Annotated in this window: 17 protein-coding genes; 15 read left to right on the top strand and 2 right to left on the bottom strand. The window is 39.2% G+C overall.

Translation table 11 applies throughout. The features are described from left to right. Positions 1-232: 232 nt before the first annotated feature. The 3 genes from BVC88_RS15715 to BVC88_RS21200 all read left to right on the top strand — a co-directional run bounded on the left by BVC88_RS15715 (position 233) and on the right by BVC88_RS21200 (position 2342). Positions 233-523 (top strand): hypothetical protein, encoded by a 291-nt coding sequence (locus BVC88_RS15715; RefSeq protein ID WP_075351657.1) that lies wholly within the window; start codon positions 233-235, stop codon positions 521-523. A 269-nt stretch (positions 524-792) separates the two neighbouring features. Continuing rightward, a complete protein-coding gene (locus BVC88_RS15710) occupies positions 793-1866 on the top strand; it encodes a DUF4221 family protein (protein ID WP_245803658.1) in 1074 nt (357 codons plus the stop codon). A gap of 239 nt (positions 1867-2105) precedes the next feature. After that, a complete protein-coding gene (locus tag BVC88_RS21200) occupies positions 2106-2342 on the top strand; it encodes a four helix bundle protein (protein WP_139316585.1) in 237 nt (78 codons plus the stop codon). 308 nt (positions 2343-2650) lie between these two features. Here the strand turns inward: BVC88_RS21200 and BVC88_RS15700 are convergent, their stop codons facing one another. After that, complete coding sequence (locus tag BVC88_RS15700) at positions 2651-3556, bottom strand: YitT family protein (protein ID WP_075351655.1); 906 nt, start codon at positions 3554-3556, stop codon at positions 2651-2653. Positions 3557-3795: 239 nt separating this feature from the next. Between BVC88_RS15700 and BVC88_RS15695 the strand changes: the two genes are divergently transcribed. Genes BVC88_RS15695 through BVC88_RS15680 form a run of 4 tightly spaced genes read left to right on the top strand, consistent with a single transcriptional unit; the run spans position 3796 to position 7835 of the window. Then, positions 3796-5220, top strand: a complete 1425-nt coding sequence (locus BVC88_RS15695) for a circularly permuted type 2 ATP-grasp protein (protein ID WP_075351654.1) — start codon at positions 3796-3798, stop codon at positions 5218-5220. 16 nt (positions 5221-5236) lie between these two features. Further along, positions 5237-6217, top strand: coding sequence for an alpha-E domain-containing protein (locus tag BVC88_RS15690; protein WP_075351653.1), 981 nt, complete (start codon positions 5237-5239; stop codon positions 6215-6217). After that, on the top strand, positions 6214-6957 hold the full coding sequence (locus tag BVC88_RS15685; protein ID WP_075351652.1) for a peptidase: 744 nt from the start codon (positions 6214-6216) through the stop codon (positions 6955-6957). The genes BVC88_RS15690 and BVC88_RS15685 overlap by 4 nt, the downstream gene beginning before the upstream one ends. A gap of 8 nt (positions 6958-6965) precedes the next feature. Next, a complete protein-coding gene (locus BVC88_RS15680; protein ID WP_075351677.1) occupies positions 6966-7835 on the top strand; it encodes a transglutaminase family protein in 870 nt (289 codons plus the stop codon). On the opposite strand, the gene BVC88_RS15675 is transcribed toward BVC88_RS15680, so the two are convergent. Next, positions 7823-8605, bottom strand: coding sequence for a DUF6503 family protein (locus BVC88_RS15675; protein ID WP_075351651.1), 783 nt, complete (start codon positions 8603-8605; stop codon positions 7823-7825). The two genes, BVC88_RS15680 and BVC88_RS15675, sit on opposite strands and share 13 nt — an antisense overlap. 208 nt (positions 8606-8813) lie before the next feature. Here BVC88_RS15675 and BVC88_RS15670 point away from each other — a divergent pair, with 208 nt between their 5' ends. The 8 genes from BVC88_RS15670 (at position 8814) to BVC88_RS15635 (ending at position 21944) form a co-directional block, all read left to right on the top strand. Next, on the top strand, positions 8814-10037 hold the full coding sequence (locus BVC88_RS15670; RefSeq protein ID WP_075351650.1) for a PepSY-associated TM helix domain-containing protein: 1224 nt from the start codon (positions 8814-8816) through the stop codon (positions 10035-10037). Positions 10038-10170: 133 nt separating this feature from the next. Next, positions 10171-11274, top strand: coding sequence for a glycoside hydrolase family 130 protein (locus BVC88_RS15665; protein WP_075351676.1), 1104 nt, complete (start codon positions 10171-10173; stop codon positions 11272-11274). Positions 11275-11348: 74 nt separating this feature from the next. Continuing rightward, positions 11349-12083, top strand: a complete 735-nt coding sequence (locus BVC88_RS15660; RefSeq protein WP_075351649.1) for a glycosyltransferase family 2 protein — start codon at positions 11349-11351, stop codon at positions 12081-12083. Beyond that, complete coding sequence (locus tag BVC88_RS15655; protein WP_075351648.1) at positions 12080-14338, top strand: lipid-A-disaccharide synthase N-terminal domain-containing protein; 2259 nt, start codon at positions 12080-12082, stop codon at positions 14336-14338. The genes BVC88_RS15660 and BVC88_RS15655 overlap by 4 nt, the downstream gene beginning before the upstream one ends. 3 nt (positions 14339-14341) lie before the next feature. Then, a complete protein-coding gene (locus tag BVC88_RS15650) occupies positions 14342-15007 on the top strand; it encodes a response regulator transcription factor (RefSeq protein ID WP_075351647.1) in 666 nt (221 codons plus the stop codon). Further along, positions 15007-16395 (top strand): sensor histidine kinase, encoded by a 1389-nt coding sequence (locus tag BVC88_RS15645; RefSeq protein WP_083639127.1) that lies wholly within the window; start codon positions 15007-15009, stop codon positions 16393-16395. The genes BVC88_RS15650 and BVC88_RS15645 overlap by 1 nt, the downstream gene beginning before the upstream one ends. A 72-nt stretch (positions 16396-16467) precedes the next feature. Next, entirely contained in the window at positions 16468-20793 is a 4326-nt protein-coding gene (locus BVC88_RS15640) for a CusA/CzcA family heavy metal efflux RND transporter (protein ID WP_075351646.1), read from the top strand. After that, positions 20793-21944: an efflux RND transporter periplasmic adaptor subunit gene (locus tag BVC88_RS15635; protein ID WP_075351645.1), complete on the top strand. Its 1152-nt coding sequence runs from the start codon at positions 20793-20795 to the stop codon at positions 21942-21944. The genes BVC88_RS15640 and BVC88_RS15635 overlap by 1 nt, the downstream gene beginning before the upstream one ends. Positions 21945-21987: the final 43 nt, after the last annotated feature.

Here is a 21987-nt window from a genome sequence, read left to right as displayed (position 1 = left end):
AGTTTAAATTCGATGAAATATTCTGTTAGTTCATCCTTATACCAAATAAACTAAGGATTGTGGGGGGGGGGGTAAACTAATATTACAGAATATTATTTCGTAAATTATAGTTTTTAGAGTTGCATTATTCTTAGAATCATAAGAAATTCATTATGAGTGATTTGGAAGTTTTAAAAAGAAGGTTTAAAATTATTTGATAATTATTTTTATTGACTAAAACAAACAAAGAACAATGGTAACAAAACAATTAAATTTTCGAAAAGGAGTATTGTTTGCATCCTTAGTAATAATTACTAGCCTTACTTGGACGGGAGCTAATTTTGCTGCACAGCCTCAGGCAGAATTTCTAGAAACTAATGTTGCATCTGAAAATGATGGTTCAGAGCTTGAAGGTGGACCTGGGAAAAGTTGTACAGTCTCTCATATCCCAGAACAAAATAAAGGTGGATGCCAAGCAAATCCATATGGAGGCAGTATGTGTGTGAGGAGTGGTTCAGGACCATCTTGCAATGGGGCAAAATAGTAAAAGAAGATTCTTATTTAAATGTATTTTAATATTTAAAAATTTCGAGTTTTAAGATAAAACTTTTATTATAAATTATTGGTACTAGCACACTGCCCTTTTAATTAAATTCTCCTATGGAATGTTGTTCCGATTTATATTATAAAATAAAAGCTATAAGTATCTTTATTCTAATAATTTTGTTAGGATTTGCTTGTAGTGACAAAAGTCGTTTTAATCCATATTTACAAAAGGAAAACTCATCGGATTACAAAAAGAAAATTGATTTGATGTCTAGGGAATTATTGGAGTTTTCCTTAGATTCGAGCCTTCGGTTTTCGACAAATTCCATAGGAGTTTCAACCATTAGAGGGAGGGAATATTTGAGCTTTCTCGATACTGACCTTATGACTTTAGCGATATTCGACTACAAGGATACCCAAAAGTTGCGCACGGTCCAATTCGAATACGAAGGCCCTAATGGATTGGGAAACTTGTCTACTTCAGTTCATTATCTTCATGCGTTTGACTCCATCTATCTTTTTCACCACTGGTCGGGAGCTTTAATACATTTGACGGATTCCGGTAAAATAATCAAACGCTACCCTCTGGTAGACTACGCTGACTCAGCAAATCTACCAATGCCCTTCCCTTCTGCTAGCGCTCCCATACTATATGTAAAAGGTAAATTAATTATTCCTACCACATTTACGAGGTATCAAAAAGATTATCAGGATTATCCAAGTTCATTAAGTTTAGATTTGGCTACAAAAAAGGTAAAGTTTCTTAGCGTGTTTCCGGAATTATACTCCAAGGCATATTGGGGAACGAAATTCAAATATGAGCCAAGTATAGCCTACAATCATTCCACTAATGTATTGGTGGCAAGTTACCCCGTGGACCCTTTTCTCCAAAAAGTAAATCTTGAGTCTAATGAAGTGAGTCAGCATTTTGTTGGTTCTGAACACTTTGAATCCATTCCCCCTTTCAAATCTGACCCATTCCACTATCTCAAGAAGGAAAATGGCACCCGAGATCAAGAAGAGGAAGATCATGGGATGACTACATCAGATTATAGGGGAATATATTATGACCAAAATCATAACCTTTATTACAGGGTAGCACTAATCAGGCCACCTTTGGAAAAGCTTTTCGACTCTGAAGGGCCTGACTTCTCGATTATAATTCTTGATGAGCATTTTGAGAAGTTAGGAGAGCATTTTTTCTCATCACAATTATATGATCCGTCAAAAATTTTAATGTCTTCAAAAGGGATCAATTTATTTCGTAAAGATGTTCATGGTTCAAATGAGAATAAGATTGTAATTGAGATATTTGAGCCAGTGGAAACCTTTTATAATTAAAAGTTTCTGCTCTTAGCCTAATTGAATATAGGATTATTAGTATTGTAAAATACAATTGGATTAAAATTTAAAATAACCAAGAACTTAGATATTATTTAGGTTTCTTGGTTTTAATATCAAATTTTTTGCTACTATTTTTCAAAGTTCAAATTAAGTATTTTGGATTTGCCTTTTTTATTAAGCAAGAACAGTTTTTCATAATTTTAGAATTCTCTAATTCTGCTAATTTTTTACTATTAATGGAAAAGAAATATGATTTAGAAGACCGACTAGTTCTATTTTCGGGCGAAACAATCAAGTTTTGCAACACATTCGGAAATACGTTTGCTGAGAACCATTTGAAAAATCAATTGATTAGATCTTCGACTGGTGCTTGTTTGAATTATGGTGAAGCTCAAGGAGCCGAAAGCAAGAAAGATTTTATTCATAAAAGCGGGATCGTTTTAAAGGAGTTAAAGAATCAAGAGCTACTTTAAAAATCATGAATTATTCTGGTTTTGGAGATTTAAATCATAGAGGTATGATTTTCAAGGAGTCAGAGGAGCTCTGCACAATATTTGCAAAAATTATACTTACTACGAAGCAGAGAATTGGGATGTAAACGTATTTACAAATTCAATAGTCAATTGGGGATTTTCCTTGAACGTTGAGTTTGAACTTTGTCAATTGAGCCTTTAAAAATGTTCAATATTCAAGTCTCAAACTCAATATTCAAGTGGCTGCTTTCATTGAGCATTGAATTCAGCCTTATTAATTGATTATTGTCCATTGAGTCTTGAGTATTTCAATGTAGCGGCCGCTTCTTGATCATCCCACCCTTGGTATCCTTGATAGGATATTGGATTACAAATGCTTTGGGATCAATTTTATCAATTTCGGTAAGCATCCGGGTCACTTCTAATCGTGTGATCACGCAGAAAAGGACCTTTCTGTCTGGAAGTAATTTGGCTTTTTCACCATAACCTCCATCTGATTTAAGGACGGTCACTCCACGACCCAAATCATGGGAAATCATAGATTTGATCTCCTCTGCCATTGGGGACATGATCATCACGCCCAAGTATTCTTCTACTCCATTGATGATGAAATCAACAGTTTTTGAAGCAGAAAAATAAGTCAGAAGGGAGTACATGGCAGTCTCCAGATTCACAAAGAATGCGGCAACAATAAATAGAAATACATTAAAGACAGTGATGAAGTCACCTACGGTCAAGCTGGAAGTCCTACTGACAGAAATCGCCAAAACCTCTGTCCCGTCAATCACAGCCCCTCCTCGAATAGCAAATCCAATTCCACTTCCTAAGAAAAACCCTCCAAAAACAGCTATTAAAAGCTTGTCGGCAGTGATAGTTGGGAATTCAATAAAATGAACCAATAGTGCCAGTCCAAAAATGGCAAGTGTACTTTTAATTGCAAAGGCTACAGAAACCTGTCGAGCTCCCAAAAGGATAAAAGGCAAATTGACTAAGATGATCAAAACTGATAGGTTCATCGGAGTCAGGAGTTCCAGTAACAGGGAAATTCCCATCGCTCCACCGTCGAAGAATCCATTTGGGAGCAAAAATCCTTTCAAACCGATGCTGGCCATAAATACTCCTATGGAGATGAAAATAAAATCCTTAATCTGTCGCCAAACCGTGATTTTCTTCACCCAACTTGAATCCTGTATTTTCAAAAGTCGCTTTACCATTACTTAAAGGTAGAACCGATATTTTGAAAAAATAAAATAGACTCATAATAATCTCAATTTTTGATTTTATTGAAATGGATTTGAGGATTTTTTGATTTATTGCTAATTATTCAACGATCTTTTGAATTCCAGTAAATTCAATTACCTTATAGAGGTTCAAAATTTTCTTAAAACATGAAATCGAGCAGGACTCAAAAGTCACACGTTGGGATGACCACTGAAAAACAAATTATAAATAGATGAAAACAGAAGGATATAAATCAGGAGAACATTACGATGAAATGTTTACTCCGGAAGGGGAGACTAGAGCACATTATTTAGAATTTTGTGAAACCTTAAAGAAAAACACGGCTAAGAAAATGCACCATTTGCAGTTTGCGGCGAACCAAACTCAGCGATCGATGGGAATGACTTTTAATGTGTACCATGACAATCAGGGATTGGAAAAAATTCTTCACCTGGACATCATTCCTCGAATAATCCCAAATGAAGAGTGGCGAAAAATAGAGTCAGGATTGAAGCAGCGAACCAATGCTTTGAACATGTTTCTTCAGGATATTTATAATGAGCGTCGGATTCTTAAGGATGGGATAATTCCTAGTGAATTGATTCTGAATAGTAAGGATTACCTCGATCCTTGTGTTGGACTGACTCCTCCAAAAGGGATTTGGTGTCATATCACAGGAACCGATTTAGTCAAAAGCAAGGACGGTGAATATTACATCTTGGAGGATAATCTCAGATGTCCTTCGGGAGTGTCATACATGCTGGAAAGCCGTGAGATTATCAAGCGAGCCTATCCTAAGCTTTTTTACAAACGTGGCGTGATGCCAGTGTCTGACTATCCTGCAAAATTATTGCAGATGCTTCAAAATCTCTCTGATAAGCCAAAACCTGTAGTGGGAGTGTTGACTCCGGGTATCTACAATTCGGCTTATTACGAGCATTCTTATCTAGCCTTACAAATGGGTGTGGAATTAGTTTCAGGAGTAGATTTGATCGTGGAGAATAAAATTGTCTATATGCAGACGACTCAAGGCTTGCAGCAAATCGACGTTTTATACCGTCGAATTGATGATACTTTTTTAGATCCTTTGGCTTTTAATCCGGATTCGATGCTTGGTGTGCCCGGACTTTTTGAAGCTTATAAAGCAGGAAATATCGCCTTGGCAAATGCCCCTGGAACTGGCGTGGCGGATGACAAAGCAGTATATGCTTACGTTCCAAAAATCATAAAATACTACCTAAACGAAGAGCCTATTCTGAATAATGTACCTACTTATCTCTGTCGGGAAGAAAAAGACCGAGCTTATGTATTGGAGAATATTCATGAATTGGTAGTTAAAGAGACAAATGCAGCAGGTGGCTATGGAATGCTGATCGGGCCAAAGGCTACCAAAGAAGAACATGATAAATTCAGGGAATTGATCAAAAACAACCCAACCAATTATATCGCGCAGCCTACACTTTCGCTATCAACTGTGCCTACTTTGACCGACGAAGGAATCGAAGGGCGACATGTAGATTTAAGGCCATACATCCTTTATGGCAAGGAAATCGAAGTGATCCCTGGAGCCTTGACTCGAGTGGCTTTGAAAAAAGGCTCTCTTGTAGTAAACAGCTCTCAAGGTGGTGGAAGTAAGGATACATGGGTTTTATATTAATTAATCGAAAAAAATTATGCTGAGTAGAGTAGCAAACCATATTTATTGGCTAGGTAGATACCTAGAGCGGGCTGAGAATTATGCAAGATTCATTGATGTGAATTTTAATTTGATGCAGGATCTCCCCATTGATTTAAAAGAACAATGGATGCCACTTGTGGCAGCCACAGGTGATTTGGATTTGTATAATAAGTTTAATGAGGGTTTTGACAGCAAAAACGTATTGTTTTTTCTAGCCTTTGACGAACGAAATCCGAATTCCATGATGTCCGCTGTCAAAAGTGCAAGAGAAAACGCGAGAATCATTCGGGAAAATCTAAGTAAAGAAACTTGGGAAAAATCCAATGAGTTGTATTATATGATGCAGGAAGGCAATGAAAAGAAAATCTGGAAAAAGGAAGATCCAAGAGCCTTCTTTGAGAAAGTAAAAAATCAAATTCTCTTGCTTTATGGTATTGCTGATAGCAGTTTGGCTAGGACTGAAGGTTGGTATTTCCGTCAACTTGGTCAGTTTTTAGAGCGAGCAGATAAGACATCGAGAATTCTGGATGTGAAATATCATATTCTACTGCCTTCAGAGGAAGAAGTAGGGACTCCCTTGGACTTTCTTCATTGGATGGCATTGCTTAAATCAGTTACAGCTTTCAACACTTACAGGAGAGTATATGGTAATATTGCTCCCGCCAGTGTAGTTGAATTCTTGGTATTGGATAAATACTTTCCAAGATCCATTTACTATTGCATCAAAGAGGCGGAAAACTGCCTCCATAAGATCTCTGGGAATCAGGGAGGAGGGTATAAAAACTCTGCTGAGAAAGCGATTGGAGAGCTTCGTTCCAAACTGGAATTCGCGGATGTCAAAGAAATTATTGCCTTTGGACTGCATGAATACTTGGATAATCTCCAAGTTAAAATCAATTCAATCTCTAATCAGATTGATAGTAATTTCTTCACTATTAGGGATAACTTTACCAAACAAACAACGGTTCAAGAATGACATTTTGCCTAGGCATTAAAACGAAGGATGGTATCGTGGGATTATCGGATACGAGAATTACCTCAGGAAGTGAGACCACTTCATCCAAAAAAGTTTATACAGTCAACCGTGAGAAGCATTCCTTCTTTATAATGACCTCAGGCTTGCGATCGGTTCGGGACAAAGCCATCACCTATTTTTCTGAAGTAATAGAAAGAAAAGATGATTCATTCACAAAACTCTACCATGCGGTAAATGAGTTTGGAAATCAGGTGAGAGCAGTCGCTAAAGAGGATCGGGAATATTTGGAAGAAGCCGGGCTAAATTTTAATGTTTATTCGATAATAGGTGGGCAACTGGAAGAAGATTCAGAGCCAAAACTCTATTTACTCTATCCTCAGGGAAATTGGATCGAGATCCGAAGAGGAACCCCCTTTGTGATCATTGGGAATACCGGGTTTGGAAATCCTGTCTTAAAACGATCACTTTCCTATGATGACTCACTTGATTATGCTTTAAAATGCGCCTTTTTGGCTTTTGATGCCACTCGGATTTCTGCTAATGATGTTGATTTTCCGATTGACATGGTTCTTCTTCCAAATAATACGTTTAGCGTGAAAGAGCAGCGATTTGAGCAAAAGGAATTAGAGCATATTTCTACTTTCTGGAACGAACGGCTTAAAAATGCCATTGAGGAACTACCAGCCTCCATTTTGGATAAGGCGTTTGAAGAGAATCTCAATCCCGTTTCTCATGATTAAAGTTGGAAATGTATCTTAAAATCTCGCACCTTACCAAGTACCTTTACGATAACCCAGTGACATTGGGGATTCATGATTTTTTTTTAATTCCTCAAAATCAAGATTTTCAGACGGTTTTAAAAAGTAATTTATTGATGGACCCAGTGCCAAAGGGAAAATCGACGCGAAGGGATTTTATTGGCAATTCGTATATACAAGCTTGGTTTGAAGGTGAAACTGGAAGCTTGGAAATAAAAAGCGATATTTTGATTGAATGCCACAAATTTAACCCCTTCGCTTTTATCGTAGAACCTGAATTTTTGAAATCCTACAATACTCTAAAAGCAAATAGTTTCGAGTATCCTTTTCTAATCCAATCGTTGGTTTATCCTTTTATTCATCAAAATTCTGATTCTAGTTTGGCTTCGGCTGCCCGAAACACTTTTAATCAGTCTGTGGATTTATTGGATTTCTTAGTAAAAATCACAGCTCAGATTCATCAGGATTGGACGCATTTGATTCGTGAGGAAGAAGATATTTGGTCACCGGAATTCACCTTTTCTCAAGGCCAAGGTTCTTGTAGAGATCTAGCTTGGATGGAGATGAATATGCTCGGAGTACTGGGTTTGGCAAGTAGATTCGTAAGTGGGTATGCTTACAATCCAGAACTTGAAGAAGGTCATGAGCTCCATGCCTGGCTGGAAACTTATCTTCCCGGTGCAGGCTGGATTGGCTTGGATCCTAGTTTGGGTTTACTTACTAATGAATTGTATATTCCCCTTGCTTTTCACCCTAATCCGCAGTTGACGCTACCTGTTCAGGGAAAATATGGAGGTGAATCAAATTCCAAATTGGAGACGCTCGTGCAGATAGAACAGGTTAAGAATCAATCGCTATAGACTCCATTCTTTGGCTTTTCGAAGATTGAGGCATCAAACTCATCAGGTAAAAGCAACAAGTCTCCAAAGCTTAGATTATATCTTAATTCCTTGGTTGAATCGTTTTCAAACTTGTACCCGGTAAGAATTCTTGGGAAATAGATTCCATTGTTATCCCGATAGTCTTCATATTTAAGCGCATTCAAGCTGGGGTTGCTATCCCCATAATAAGTCACTGTATACAGTAAGTATTCCAAGCGATTGGTTTCAGGGTTGATCAACATGAAATATTCATCATCCGGACTTTCTCCGACATTGCTATCAAAACTTGCCCGGAAAGTGGGATAAGCCTGACCATTTAGGGTTTTGTCTGAAACCTTCTCAACAGTCACTCCCGGGTCAGTAAATACAAAAGGGATGGAGTAAAAATAGAAATACAGATTGTGATAAAACTTTAGGGACTTGCCTGAATAGGCATCTCGACTGGGGCTGATCCATGTTTTTTCACCGTCAAATCCCATATCGAAAAACTCCGTGGAGATTCTTGTTTTTCTACTCTTAAGATTAATAAAGTGACTTTCTTGGGTGAGATTGGTTTCATGAACCATAGCGTAACTCATCGCTTTGGCATCTGTCCATTTTTGCCAATCGCCATGTGCTTCAAGTACTTTTTTAAATTCCGGATTTACTTCTTTCGTGATCTCAGAAGTAGATACATTTTCTTTCTCGGCACATGCGAATTGAATTAAAACAAGGAAAGCAAGAGCAATAGATTTTAAGAAGGTTTTCATTGGGCTACTTAGTTTCGTGCAAGTTAATAAACAATATTTTTTGGATCTCGGATATTCCTCTTCAAGTCATTCTTAGGACTTGTAGAAGAAACCTCATCATTAATCATATTCAGTCTAAAGAAAAATAATCTTTAGAATTAATCTAAATAAATAAAATTGTTTTTATTTTTGTCAGGTATTCCGATTGTCAAAACTCAAACCGAAACACATGAGATCTAACTCATCTTCTGCTTGGAAAATCATCCGAAAACTGTTTAATAAAATTCATCTTTATGCTGGATTAAGTTGTGGGCTTATTGTTATCGCGGTCTGTTTTAGCGGAACGATTTACGTCTACAATACAGAGATTCGGGAGTTTTTTGATTCTGAGCTTTATTTTGTAGAAGAAGCGGGCGAACGAATGGGGGCTGAGAGTTTAAAAAATTTGTTGGAAAAATCCCAAGAGTCAAAAGTTATAGCCATAAACTGGAATGAGGAAACGGATCGAAGTGTTCAATTCACTCTGAAAAGGGAAACCGAGGAGGGGAGAGGAAATACTTTTTATGTGAATCCTTACTCAGGGGAAATAATTGGAAACAGTTCGGATAAAACTTCTACAGCTGAGTTTATGGGCTATATGTTTAGCCTTCACCGTTGGCTGTTGCTTGATCGGGTGGAAGAACCCATTTTAGAAAGTATGGGAAATCGCGATTTGGGTAGATTAATCAATGGGATTGCGACGCTATTGTTTTTGCTAGGAGTGATTACGGGGATTGTGATCTGGGTTCCTAACAAGGTCAAAAACTGGAAACAAGGTCTCAAAATCAAATGGTCTGGAAATTGGAAGCGAACCAATCACGATCTTCACAATACACTGGCCTTTTATTCGCTGATATTCTTATTCGTTATGGCTGCAACTGGACCTTTTTGGTCTTTCACTTGGTATCGAGAAGGTTACCAAAAGACCTTTGATACGTATGTCTCTCCGGAGCAAAAAGAAGCTGAAAAAAATCTTTCTCAGCCCATCTTTATCAAAAATGATGATATCACGCTAGATGATATTTTGGCCAAAACTGACCAAACCTTTGACTTTAAAGGTTCGGTTAGGATATCCCTTCCAGGATCCGAAACCGAAGGCATAGCTGTTCGCAAATACAAGTCAGGTTTCTTTGCGGGGACCGGTTCGGATGAATTGCAGATGTCTCCAGAGAATTTAGAAACTTTAGAAGTGAAACTTTTTTCAGATTTAAGCTTTCGTCAACAGATTGGTAGATCCATCAAAGCGCTCCATACCGGAGAGATTTTTGGTCAATTTTCTAAGTTTCTTTGGTTTTTGGCTTGCACTGTAGCCACTTCATTACCAATCACAGGTACACTGATCTGGTGGAATAAGCGAAAAAAGAAAACTTCCAACAGAAAGCCAAAGCAGCCAAGACAAGTTGAAATGGCATAGAGTTTAGTATTCGAGCCAGCATTAACAGCGTTAGATAGGTTGTTTTCTTGTTCAAACCAGCTTCTTTTTGCAAGCGATGAATATTTTTCATCAGCCAAAAACCTATCTTCCGATTCAATTAAACTGCTCAACAATGAAGAAGTCAATTTCTTTAGTTCTGATTTTCCTTTCTTTTTTTTCAACTCAAGCTCAAGAAAAGCCCTGGATGCTAGGTCCTTTTCTTAGGCCTGAATCTGCGAAACCAATCATCACTCCCCAGAATACAACCAATTTTGAAGACCCGATGACTGGTAGAACTGTCGCTTGGGAGTCGATGGCTACATTCAATCCTGCAGCTATCGTAAAAGATGGAAGGGTCTATGTCCTTTATCGGGCCGAGGAGAAGCTGGGTGAAAAAGAGATTGGTGGACATACTTCCAGAATAGGAATGGCGATATCAGACGATGGTTTTTCTTTCGCTCGCGAGACCGAACCTATATTTTATCCAAAAGATGATAATCAGAAAGAATTTGAATGGACAGGCGGAACGGAGGACCCTCGAATCGTAGAGACGAAAGAGGGACTTTATGTCTTGACTTATACGCAGTGGAATCGTGATGTACCAAGACTTGCTGTTGCCACTTCGAATGATCTTCGAAACTGGGAAAAGCATGGTCCGATTTTCAAAGATTGGAAGGATGGAAAATACCATAATACGGAGTCAAAATCAGGTGCTATCGTAACGGAACTTCAAGATGGAAAGCTTATAGCAGCCAAAATTGATGGGAAGTATTGGATGTATTATGGGGTGCCCCATATTTGGCTGGCGACTTCGGTAGACTTGATTCATTGGCAACCTGTGGAGAATCACGAAGGAAATCGGGTGCCTGTTCTGAGTCCACGTCCAGGCTATTTTGATTCTTGGTTGGTGGAGGCGGGGCCTCCTCCAGTGTTGACGAAAGATGGAATCGTGGTGCTTTATAATTCCGGTAATTCCCAGCAAGTCGGGGTTAAAAATCTGGGAAACCGAGTTTATACTGGTGGACAAGCGCTTTTTTCAGCAACCGAACCTTGGAAGCTTTTAGACCGAGTGCAAGAGCCTTTTATCCAGCCGACTTTACCATTTGAAAAGTCAGGCCAATACCCTGAAGGTACTACGTTTTTGGAGGGATTGGTTTATTTTGAAGGTAGTTGGCTACTGTATTATGGAACAGCCGATAGCATGGTAGGGGTCGTTTCCTCGGTGCTGGAAAAATGATTTTAAGCCAATCTTAAGGAATCGCTAAGCATTTCAAAATGTCTTAGTTGCAATTTTGCCTCTTTAAAATGAGGATGAAAGAGCTAACCATAATTGTTCCGATCTATAATGAAGAAGCTGGGATAGATATATTGGAAAGTGAGTTCCAGCCCTACTTCGAAAAATCCTCCATGAATCCTCAAATGTTGCTTGTTGATGATGGCTCTACAGATGGGAGTTTACTGAAGATTAAAAAGCTATGTGAAACAAATTCGAGATTTCATTTCATTTCCTTTGATCGAAATAGAGGATTAAGCGCAGCGATTCTAGCTGGATTTAAGTATGCCAAGAGTGATTGGTTAGGCTATATTGATGCAGATCTACAGACCAAACCGATCGATTTCCTCAGATTTGAGCCTTTCTTGGATTCATTTGACTTGGTCCTCGGTGCTCGCATGGGTAGAAAGGATTCTCCTGTAAAGAAAATTACTTCACGATTTGCGAATTGGTTTCGGGATTCATTGCTTAATGATGGAGTAAAAGACTCTGGCTGTCCGCTTAAAATCATCAAGCGAGAGTATGCTCTTGCTTTACCTTATTTTTCCGGAGTACACCGATTCATTCCGGCATTGGTGCTGATGCAAGGTGGTAAAGTCAAGGAGATTCCAATCGCCCACTATCCTAGAGAAAGTGGCAAAAGTAAATTCAATTTTCTCAATAGATCGATTGGACCACTTGTGGATACTATTGGAGTCAGATGGATGATGAAGCGAAGGATTAATTACAAGATCCAAAGTTCAGATAGAATGTCTAAAGACCAGATTCTATGAATGGGATTGGATTACTTTCACTTGGATTTTTAGCTCAGGGGCTATTTTCTGCTCGATTTATTATTCAATTGATTCGCTCCGAAAAAGCAGGAAAAGTGCTTTCGCCTTTGATCTTTTGGCAGCTAAGTATTCTTGCCTCTTTCTTGTTGATGGTATATGGGACATTTCGACATGATATTGTGATTGTTGGAGGACAGGTTTTTGGATATTTTATTTACATACGAAATCTACAACTTCAGAATGCTTGGGATAATTTTCCGAAATGGACTAGAGTCCTAATCCTGACGATGCCTTTTGTCTTTTTCGGGTACCTTTTTTCAGGGGACTTCTCATTTCCTTCCCTGTTTTCTAATCCTGAAATTGGCACTTTACTTTTGACTTGGGGTAGTATAGGTCAAGTGCTTTTCACTGGTCGGTTTTTTGTACAGTGGTATTCCGCAGAGCAAAAAAAGGAGTCTCATTTCCCGATCAGCTTCTGGTATATCAGCATTGTTGGAGCTATCATGATTGCCTCGTATGCGATATTTCGAAAAGATGCCGTTCTATTTATTGGTCAGGCATTCGGGATCTTGGTTTATGCTCGTAATATCAGTATCGAAAAGAATCTAAAATTTGCCATTCCCTCCGCATTTCTCGATCGGATTAAATCCTACCGATTACCTGTACTAATTGGATTTACTGCTTTTGTACTCTTTTTCAATCTCCAATCTTGGTCCGTAACGGAATCAAGCGAGGCACGGTATGCGGAAATTGGGAAAGAAATGCTGGAGTCAGGTGATTGGATTCACCCTCAGCTCATGGGGATTTTTCATTATCACAAGCCTCCGATGACCTATTGGATCACGGCAGTAGCTTATAAGGCTTTTGGGGTTTCGCCTTTCTCTGCCCGTTTTTTCTTGCAGATCGCAGTTCTGCTTAAGATTTTTCTGATTTATAAACTTGGCCTTTTGCTTTTTAAAGATTCAAAAAAAGCCTTTTTGGCAGCTATGCTTTACAGTTCATTCTCGGTGGTAATCATCGGAAGTAGAGCTTTGACCACTGATACATATTTAGCCACCTTCATATTGGCAGCGATATATTTTTGGTTTTCTCATCAAAAATCCAAAAATCCCATTTCATTGATCGCATCTTTTGTGTTTTTAGGTTTGGGGTTTCTGACCAAAGGTCCTGTGGTCTGGATTGTGCCGATAATCCTTCTGGTTTATCAAGGTTATCAAAAAAGAGCCTGGCCAAAATTCAATTGGCCTACGCTGGTTGGGCTGGCATTAATGCTTGGGATTGGACTGTTTTGGTTTGTTGGGCTCTATATTGAAGATTCCAGATTTCTGGATTATTTTCTTTTTAAGCATACGATCCAGCGATTTGCCACTGATACTTTTTCACGAGGTCAGCCTTTTTGGTTTTATCCGGTAGTCCTGATTATCACCGCTTTTCCATGGTTTTTGATTTTACTTCAGAAGTCTATTTGGGTAGCAAAAAACAAATCATCTCAACTTGCTCTATTTTGGGTATGGGTGGTCATTCCGGTTCTGTTCTTCTCTATCAGTCAGTCTAAATTGGTTTTATATATACTTCCTGTGTATTCGGGATTAGCTTTCGGTTCAATATTAGCCTGGGATCAGCTTTCGGATCGTGCTCAGAAAAAGTGGGAAATCACCCAATTCATTTTTTTTGGTCTGGTGTTGATAGGCCTTATCATTTCTCCTAAGATAGATCCTAGGATTACTTTAGGGTATAAGTTTTACTATATCTGGTTCATTTTAATAGGAACATTAATAGGGCTTTTGATTTCAGGAATTCAACGAAAAGATCGTGTTTTGATCAATTCATGGGTATTTACAATGGGAGTCGGTTTGATGGCATCGTATTTTTTCAGCGCTAATCCAGCCGTCGTCAATGATACCCGAAGAGTTGCTGAATGGGTGTCTGCTAATCATGAGCCGCAAGATGAAATATTCATTTATGACAAGCGGCTTCCTTCGATCTCTTTTCAGAGCGAACTGCCTATTGTTTCCATTTACGATGGAGACGAAAGCCTCAATCGGGAAACTCAATTTCAAAAAGATGAGAGTTGGAAAGAAACTTTGATTAATTTAAAAACTGATCCGGATTGGATCAAGAAAGCTGTCAATCAAAAAGGGTTTTGGATTTCAAAATCAAGTAAAAAACTTCCTGATCTTCCTACTGACTTCAGTTGGAAGCTTCAAGTTGAAATAGACGGTTGGAAAATTCATCGGATAGAACCTAAAAAATAGAAAATGAGAATTCTAGTAGTAGAGGATGAGCCAGGGATTTCCGGTTTTTTAAAGCAAGGACTTGAAGAAGAATCCTATGCCGTGGACGTTGCGGATAATGGAAAGATGGGCTTGGATTTGGCTCTTTCGGGTAATTATGATCTTTTGCTTCTAGATTGGATGCTTCCAGGATTGAGTGGGATTGATCTTTGTCGTGCTTTTCGAAAAGAACATAAGGATACTCCAATCATCTTTCTCACTGCAAAAGACACGACTGATGAAACTGTCTTTGGCTTGCAGGCAGGGGCAAATGATTACATCAAAAAACCCTTTCATTTCGAAGAATTGTTAGAACGTGTGCGGGTGCAACTTCGGGCAAAAGTCGGTGAACCGGAATTTTTCACCTTAGGTACGATTTCTATTTTTCCTGAAAGACATCAAGTATTAAAAGATAATGTTGAGATTCCCCTTACACAGAAGGAATTTGCCTTACTTGAATACTTGGTCAGAAACAAGAATAAGGTATGCCGAAGAACATTAATTATCGAAAAGGTATGGGATATACATTTCGAGTATAATACAGGTGTGATCGATGTTTTTATTAATTCGCTTCGGAAGAAACTGGATCTTCATGAGGAAGAGGGATATATACAGACTATTCGCGGTGTAGGTTATATGGCTAAAGAATAATGAAGAAAAGTAATTCCTATCGTGAACGAATAGCTAGAAGGCTAACCATGATGACTGCGTTGATCATCTTGGTTGTTTTTACGATTATCTATGTAGTGGTTAATTATTCAGTCATTGAAAATAGTGATAAAGCCCTTTTAGCTGAGGTACAAGATCATTTGAGAGAAATCTCTCTTGTGAACGGAGAATTGATTTTTTTAAACAAAAATGAATGGGAAGAAGCAGAACATTCCCAAATTCAACTCAATCCGATTTTCATTGAAATCGTAGACCTTGAGGGAAATACCATGGACCGCTCTCCAAATCTGAGAGGAAATCATTTGACTTTTTTGCCCGATCGAGCTTCAAGAGACGATGCATTGACGCTGGAAATAGGAGATGAAGAGGTTCGGCAGATACAGATTCCCTTGAGGCATGAGGGTAAAATAGAAGGGTATATGCTTGTGGCAACTTCCTTTGAGGATTCGCGACATTTACTTTATAATCTCCTTAAGATTCTTGTAGTACTTTATCCTGTCATTTTGATCTCGCTTTTTTTAATGATGAGATTTATGGTTGGAAAAAGTATTGCACCAATCCAAATCATCACAGATACTACCAATCAGATTAATCAGAAAAACCTGAACGAACGGGTACCATTAACGGAGCAAAATGATGAAATAGGTCAATTGGCAAGATCTATCAACTCATTACTTTCCAGGCTGGAACAATCATTAAATCGAGAAAAGCAATTTACCTCTGATGCTTCCCATGAGCTTCGAACTCCACTGGCTGTTCTACGGGGGACATTGGAAGTCTTGATCCGTAAGCCTCGTACCACAGAAGAATACGAGTCAAAAATTCAGACTGCTTTACAAAGTATTGATCGAATGAGTGAGATGATAGAGCAGCTTTTGGCTTTGGCGCGCGTCGGTAAATTTTCGAACTCTGATTATTTGTCAATCGATTTACTTGAATTCGGCCGCAACTTCGCTCAGAAAATGTCCCATGATTATGCAAGACAAATTGATTTCGAAACCAACCTTACTCTACCACTGGAAATAGAGGTGAATACGAAGTCTCTTCATATGATCTTGAATAATTTGCTTCAAAATTCGCTGAAATATTCTGATCATGACTCTTCGATTTCTATTCGGGCAGGAATTCATCAGGGTGCACCATTTATTACTGTTGAGGATCAAGGAGTAGGTATCGAGGAAGATTCATTAGACCGGATTTTTGATCCGTTTTTTAGGGAAACTCAGCTTTTGGAAAAACCTGTTCCCGGAACTGGTTTAGGACTTGCCATCGTAAAAAAACTGGCCTTGGAATCCGGGATTTTGATTGAGGTGCAAAGCAAAAAAGGTGTTGGTTCTATTTTTAGATTGATCTTTCAGGAAAAGATTTAAGTAAACCTTAAGATATTCTTATGCTAGTTTACAGATGATTATAGTGATTTTTGTATCACTAAGATTCATTTTATGCTAGACCGGATTATCAATTGGAGTATTTCGAATAAACTGATCATTTTTCTGCTGATTGCAGGCTGGATAGGCTTTGGGATTTATGCATTGGCGCGTCTTTCCATTGGTGCTGTTCCAGACGTGACCAATAATCAGGTACAAGTCATTACCACCTCTCGGAATCTCGCCACAGAAGATGTGGAAAAATACCTGACCTATCCTGTAGAGCTGGAGATGGCAAATCTACCGGGTGTTAAAGAGATTCGTTCCGTTTCTAAATTCGGGTTGTCTGTAGTGACGATTGTTTTTGAAGATGATTTAGGTACGTATTTGCCTCGACAATTAATTGCCGAACGAATCAAGATAGCCCAAGAACAAATTCCTGCCGGTTTTGGCCAGCCTTTTATGGGGCCGATTTCTACAGGTTTGGGAGAGATTTATCAATATGTGATTGATGTCAAACCTGGATATGAAGACCAATACACGATCACTGATTTACGAACGATTCAAGACTGGGTAGTTCGTCGCCAACTTTCAGGAATTGAGGGAGTGGTGGAAGTGAATACCTGGGGAGGATTTCTCAAGCAGTATGAAGTTGCCATTAATCCTGAGCGATTGAAAGCAATGGGCATTAGTCTGTCCCAAGTATATGATGCACTTAGTAAAAATAATTCCATCGCTGGAGGTAGCTATATAGAAAAGACAAATGAGAGCTTTTTTATCCGTGGTGAAGGTTTGGTGAAGAGCCTGGAAGATATTGGGAATATAGTGATTGAAGTCCGCGAAGGAACTCCTCTTTATATTAAAGACATCGCTAAAGTAGACTTTGGTCATGCAAATCGATTTGGCGCCATTACTGCCAATGGTGAAGGAGAGAAAGTCCTTGGCCAAGTGATGATGCTCAAAGGAGCTGGATCCAAAGCAACCATCGATCGAGTTAAAGAAAGACTTGTAGAGATCGAATCATCTTTGCCTAAGGGAGTAGTTATAAATGGGTTTTTGGATCGTTCAGAGTTGATTGGACGGACGACCTTCACGATCGCCGAAAATCTGATTTTGGGTTGTTTGATTGTAGTTTTTGTAGTCGTATTACTGTTAGGCAATATTCGTTCGGGATTAGTGGTTGCCTCTGTAATCCCACTGAGTTTGCTTTTTGCCATTTCGATGATGTACATCTTCGGAGTCGATGCCAACCTGATGAGTTTGGGAGCGATTGACTTTGGGATTATTATTGACGGTGCAGTAATTATCGTAGAATACATTGCATTCCGATTTACCCAAATTGGAAAGGATGCCAATCAACTTTCCCCGGAAGAACTTCGGGTGAAAAAAGATGAAGTCTCGCTCCAAGGAGCTTCCAAAATGATGCATTCAGCGATTTTTGGACAAATTATTATCATCATTGTTTTTATTCCAATTTTATCCTTGAGTGGAGTGGAAGGCAAGATGTTTCGACCAATGGCAGAGGTTTTCAGCTTTGCTTTGGTAGGGGCAATGATCCTCGGCCTAACCTATGTTCCGGTTGTTTCTTCCATGTTTCTGAAGACTACCCCTCCCGGGCCTAAAAATATTTCTACAAGAATTATAAATACAATCAATAGAGGCTATGAGCCAGCTATCAAATGGGCATTAGATCATTCGAAAGCTGTTTTAGCTGGAGCCTTTGGTTTGCTGGTGATCACGATTTTTGTCTTTTCCCGAATGGGTTCCGAGTTTGTTCCTACACTCGACGAAGGTGATTTTGTAATCCAGCCGGTTTTGAAGACTGGAACTACACTGACCAATACGGTTGAAACTATGACCCGCATTGAAAATGTCCTCAAGCAGTTCCCAGAAGTAAATCAGATCGTAACCCGAATTGGTGCTGCAGAGATCCCGACTGATCCCATGTCTATGGAAGAGACAGATGTGATCGTGACTTTACATCCACCATCGGAGTGGACCACGGTGGAGACTAAGGATGAATTGGCAGAAGCATTCAAGAAGGCTTTGGAAGTAATTCCAGGGTTGGAGTTTGAATTTACCCAGCCGATCGAAATGCGTTTCAACGAATTGATCACCGGTGTTCGTGCCGATTTAGCGATCAAAGTTTTTGGAGAAGATTTGGATGTCTTGCTCCAAACAGCGGAAAAAATCGAGGCTGCTATTCAAGGTGTTGAAGGTGCGGCAGATATTATTGTAGAGAAAGTTGACGGTTTACCTCAGATGAGAATCGAATATGACCGAGCAAAAATTGCACGCTTTGGGTTAAACATTGAAGACCTCAATCAAATCGTTACAATGGGTTTTGCGGGGCAAACTGCCGGAAGGGTTTTCGAAGGCGAAAGGCAATTTGATCTGGTTGTTAGATTTGAGAAAGAATTCAGACAGGATATCTCTAACCTTGAAAACGTGGCAGTTCAATTGCCGACTGGAGGATCTATTCCGCTATCCGAATTGGCAAAAATCTCTTATACGAAAGGGCCAGCAAAAATCTCACGAGACAATACGCAACGTAGAATAGTGATCGGAGTAAATGTCAGAAACAGAGACTTACAATCCGTTGTGGATGATATACAGGCTATTGTGGCTAATCAAATTGAAGTGCCAGAGGGGTATCGGGTATCTTATGGAGGACAGTTTGAAAACTTGCAACAAGCTAGGAGTCGCTTGATGATCGCAGTCCCTATTGCCTTGTTCTTGATATTTGTACTGTTGTATTTTGCATTTTCTTCCGCAAAGGATGCCATTATGATTTATTCAGCGATTCCTCTTTCTGCCATTGGAGGTGTGTTTTTGCTTTGGGCTCGGGATATGCCATTTAGCATCTCCGCTGGAGTAGGATTTATAGCTTTGTTTGGAATCGCAGTGTTGAATGGTATTGTATTGATCGAACATTTTAAATCCATGGAATCGAAGTTTACTAATCTTAAAGAGCTTGTTTTTATCGGAGCAAAGGAGCGGTTACGACCGGTTTTACTGACTGCCTCCGCCGCGGCTTTAGGGTTTTTGCCTATGGCAATCTCCTCTTCTGCCGGAGCTGAGGTGCAGCGACCTTTGGCTACAGTTGTAGTCGGTGGTTTGTTTACAGCTACATTTTTAACACTGTTTGTTTTACCGGTGTTGTATGTGCTTTTCAAAGAGAAAAAAGAGAAAAGTGGATTAAATCCAAAAGTGATCGCGACCATTATCCTTCTCATGATCGGCGTGCCAGCTATGGCTCAGGAAGTAACAGAACCTTTGACTTTGGAAGCGGCTTTGGAACTTGCTGAAAGTAGAAACCTTAGAATTCAATCTGCAGAAAAAGCAACGGAATCGGCAATAGCAAGACAAGGTGCCGGTTGGAACATAGATAAGACAACGGTTTATTATGGTTTTGATAAAAATGATATCGCCGAGAATGGGGTTTATAATCGGGTTTGGGGAGTAAATCAGCGATTTGCTTTCCCATCGCTTTATACTGCCCAGAAAAAGGTCCTAAAAGATCAAGCACTTATTAGTCAGCAACAAACCGAATTGGAGAAAATGCGGATTCGGTCTGAGGTTAGCAGCGCTTTTTTGACAGTACAGCACTACCAGAGTCTGAGTGATCATTACGATTTCCTGGATAGTTTATATGCGGTATTCGCTAATGCAGCAAACAGACGTTTCGAAACAGGAGAAACCAATTACCTCGAGAAACTAACTGCAGCGGGGAAGCTTCAGGAAATCAAACTCAAAAAATCCGAAGCAGACCAAAACTTTAAAGTAGCCCTAGATCAACTCAAACTGCAATTGAATTGGGTGGGAGAATTGGAAGTAAGTCAAAGTTTGACGAATCTCGATTTGGTGATTTTGGAGCAATGGGACACTCATCCTGGAGTTCAGTATTATGAAGGAATCAGAATCCAAGCTGCTCATCAGGTGCAGGTGGAGAAGAGAAGATTACTTCCTGATATTTCTGTGGATTTATTCCGGGGAACTAACCCTGGTCCAAATGCGGCAGTTTACCCAGGTTTCCAGACAGGTTTGTCGATTCCTTTGTTCTTTGGATCCCAAAAATCAGAAATTAACTCCTCTCAATTCCAGCAACAACGAATAGCTTTGGAATCAGAAAGCTATCAAAATCAACTGATCAGCAAGTCCAAGCAGCTACAAACTCAATTGAGGCAGCAAGAGCAAGTGATTAAATACTACGAATCTGAGGGAAAAGTACTTTCAGAGCAATTGATCGACCAAGCTCAACGATCATATAAAGAGGGCGAAATCGACTTTCTTCAATATGCACAATTACTGGAAAACTCCAGAAACATTACACTTCAGTATTTGCAAAGCAGATACGATTACCAACTCACTATTTTGAAAATCAATTACTTGATCGACTGATGAAAACCAAATTGCTTTCCCTCCGATATTTTCTTGCCCCATTGACTTTATTCTTTGCCTTTTCCTGCGGGCAGCAAACTGATGATAATTCGGGCCTTGAGATTGTAAATGCCTCCACTGAAAATGGGATGATTGAATTGACCACGGAGCAATTCAATGCCATGAATATGGCTTGGGGAAAATTAGAAACTGATCAGTTTTCTGAAGATATCACAGTTCAGGGAGCTGTTCGAGTTCCTGTAGAAAACATGATTGATGTGACTACCTACTACGGTGGATATGTCAGTGGTTTGGAATTGCTGGAAGGGCAATCGGTAAGAAAAGGTGAAGTGCTTTTCTATTTAGAAAATCCGGAATTTATACTTATTCAACAAAATTATTTGGAAGCAAAAAGCCAATTGAACTACTTAAAGGCTGAATATGATCGTCAGAAAACTCTTTTCGATGAGCAGATTGCTTCCCAAAAGAGTTACTTAAAAGCAGAGGCAGACTACCAAAGTACACGGGCAAAAGCAGAGAGTCTGAAGCGTCAGCTTGGTTTGCTTCGAATCAATGCAGACGAACTTCAGCCTGAGTCGATCCGATCTAAAATCGCTATTTACTCACCTATTGCAGGATTTGTGACAGAGATAAATTCTGTTCCTGGTGCCTATGTTCAGCCTACAGATGTTCCTGTTCGCCTGATCAGTAAAGCGCATTTGCATATAGAGTTGATTGTATTTGAAAAAGATGCTACAGCAATCAAAAAGGGGCAAACAGTTGAGGTTCGGGTTCCTGAACTTTCTTCAGAAATATTTGTCGCTGAAGTTTTTATGGTAGGACAATCCATCAATGATGCCCGCCAAATTAATGTACATGCAGACTTTAAAGACGAAAGCAAGGAGTCACTACTCGTTCCTGGAATGTTTGTCGAAGCAAAAATCCAAAAAGATCCTGAGGAGGCGATTTCAGTACCACAAACTGCAGTGATTGAGTCTGAAGGGAAAATGTACGTTTTGGTACTTCGAAATAAAAAAGATTCTGGATTTTCATTAGAAAAGATTGAGGTTCAAACAGGTAGAATGGGGGAGGGAAAGATTGAAATCTTACCAAATGCCAAGCTTTCCGATACTGATCAAATATTGGTAAAAGGTGGGTTTAATTTGATTTAAGGTAAAAGAAAACATCTTATCTCTTTTTAAATATTCAATTTCA

Source organism: Algoriphagus marinus (genome assembly GCF_001936475.1).
GTDB lineage: Bacteria > Bacteroidota > Bacteroidia > Cytophagales > Cyclobacteriaceae > Algoriphagus > Algoriphagus marinus.
Note: the sequence above shows the minus strand (reverse complement) of the source record. Positions and strands in the feature narration are given on the sequence as shown.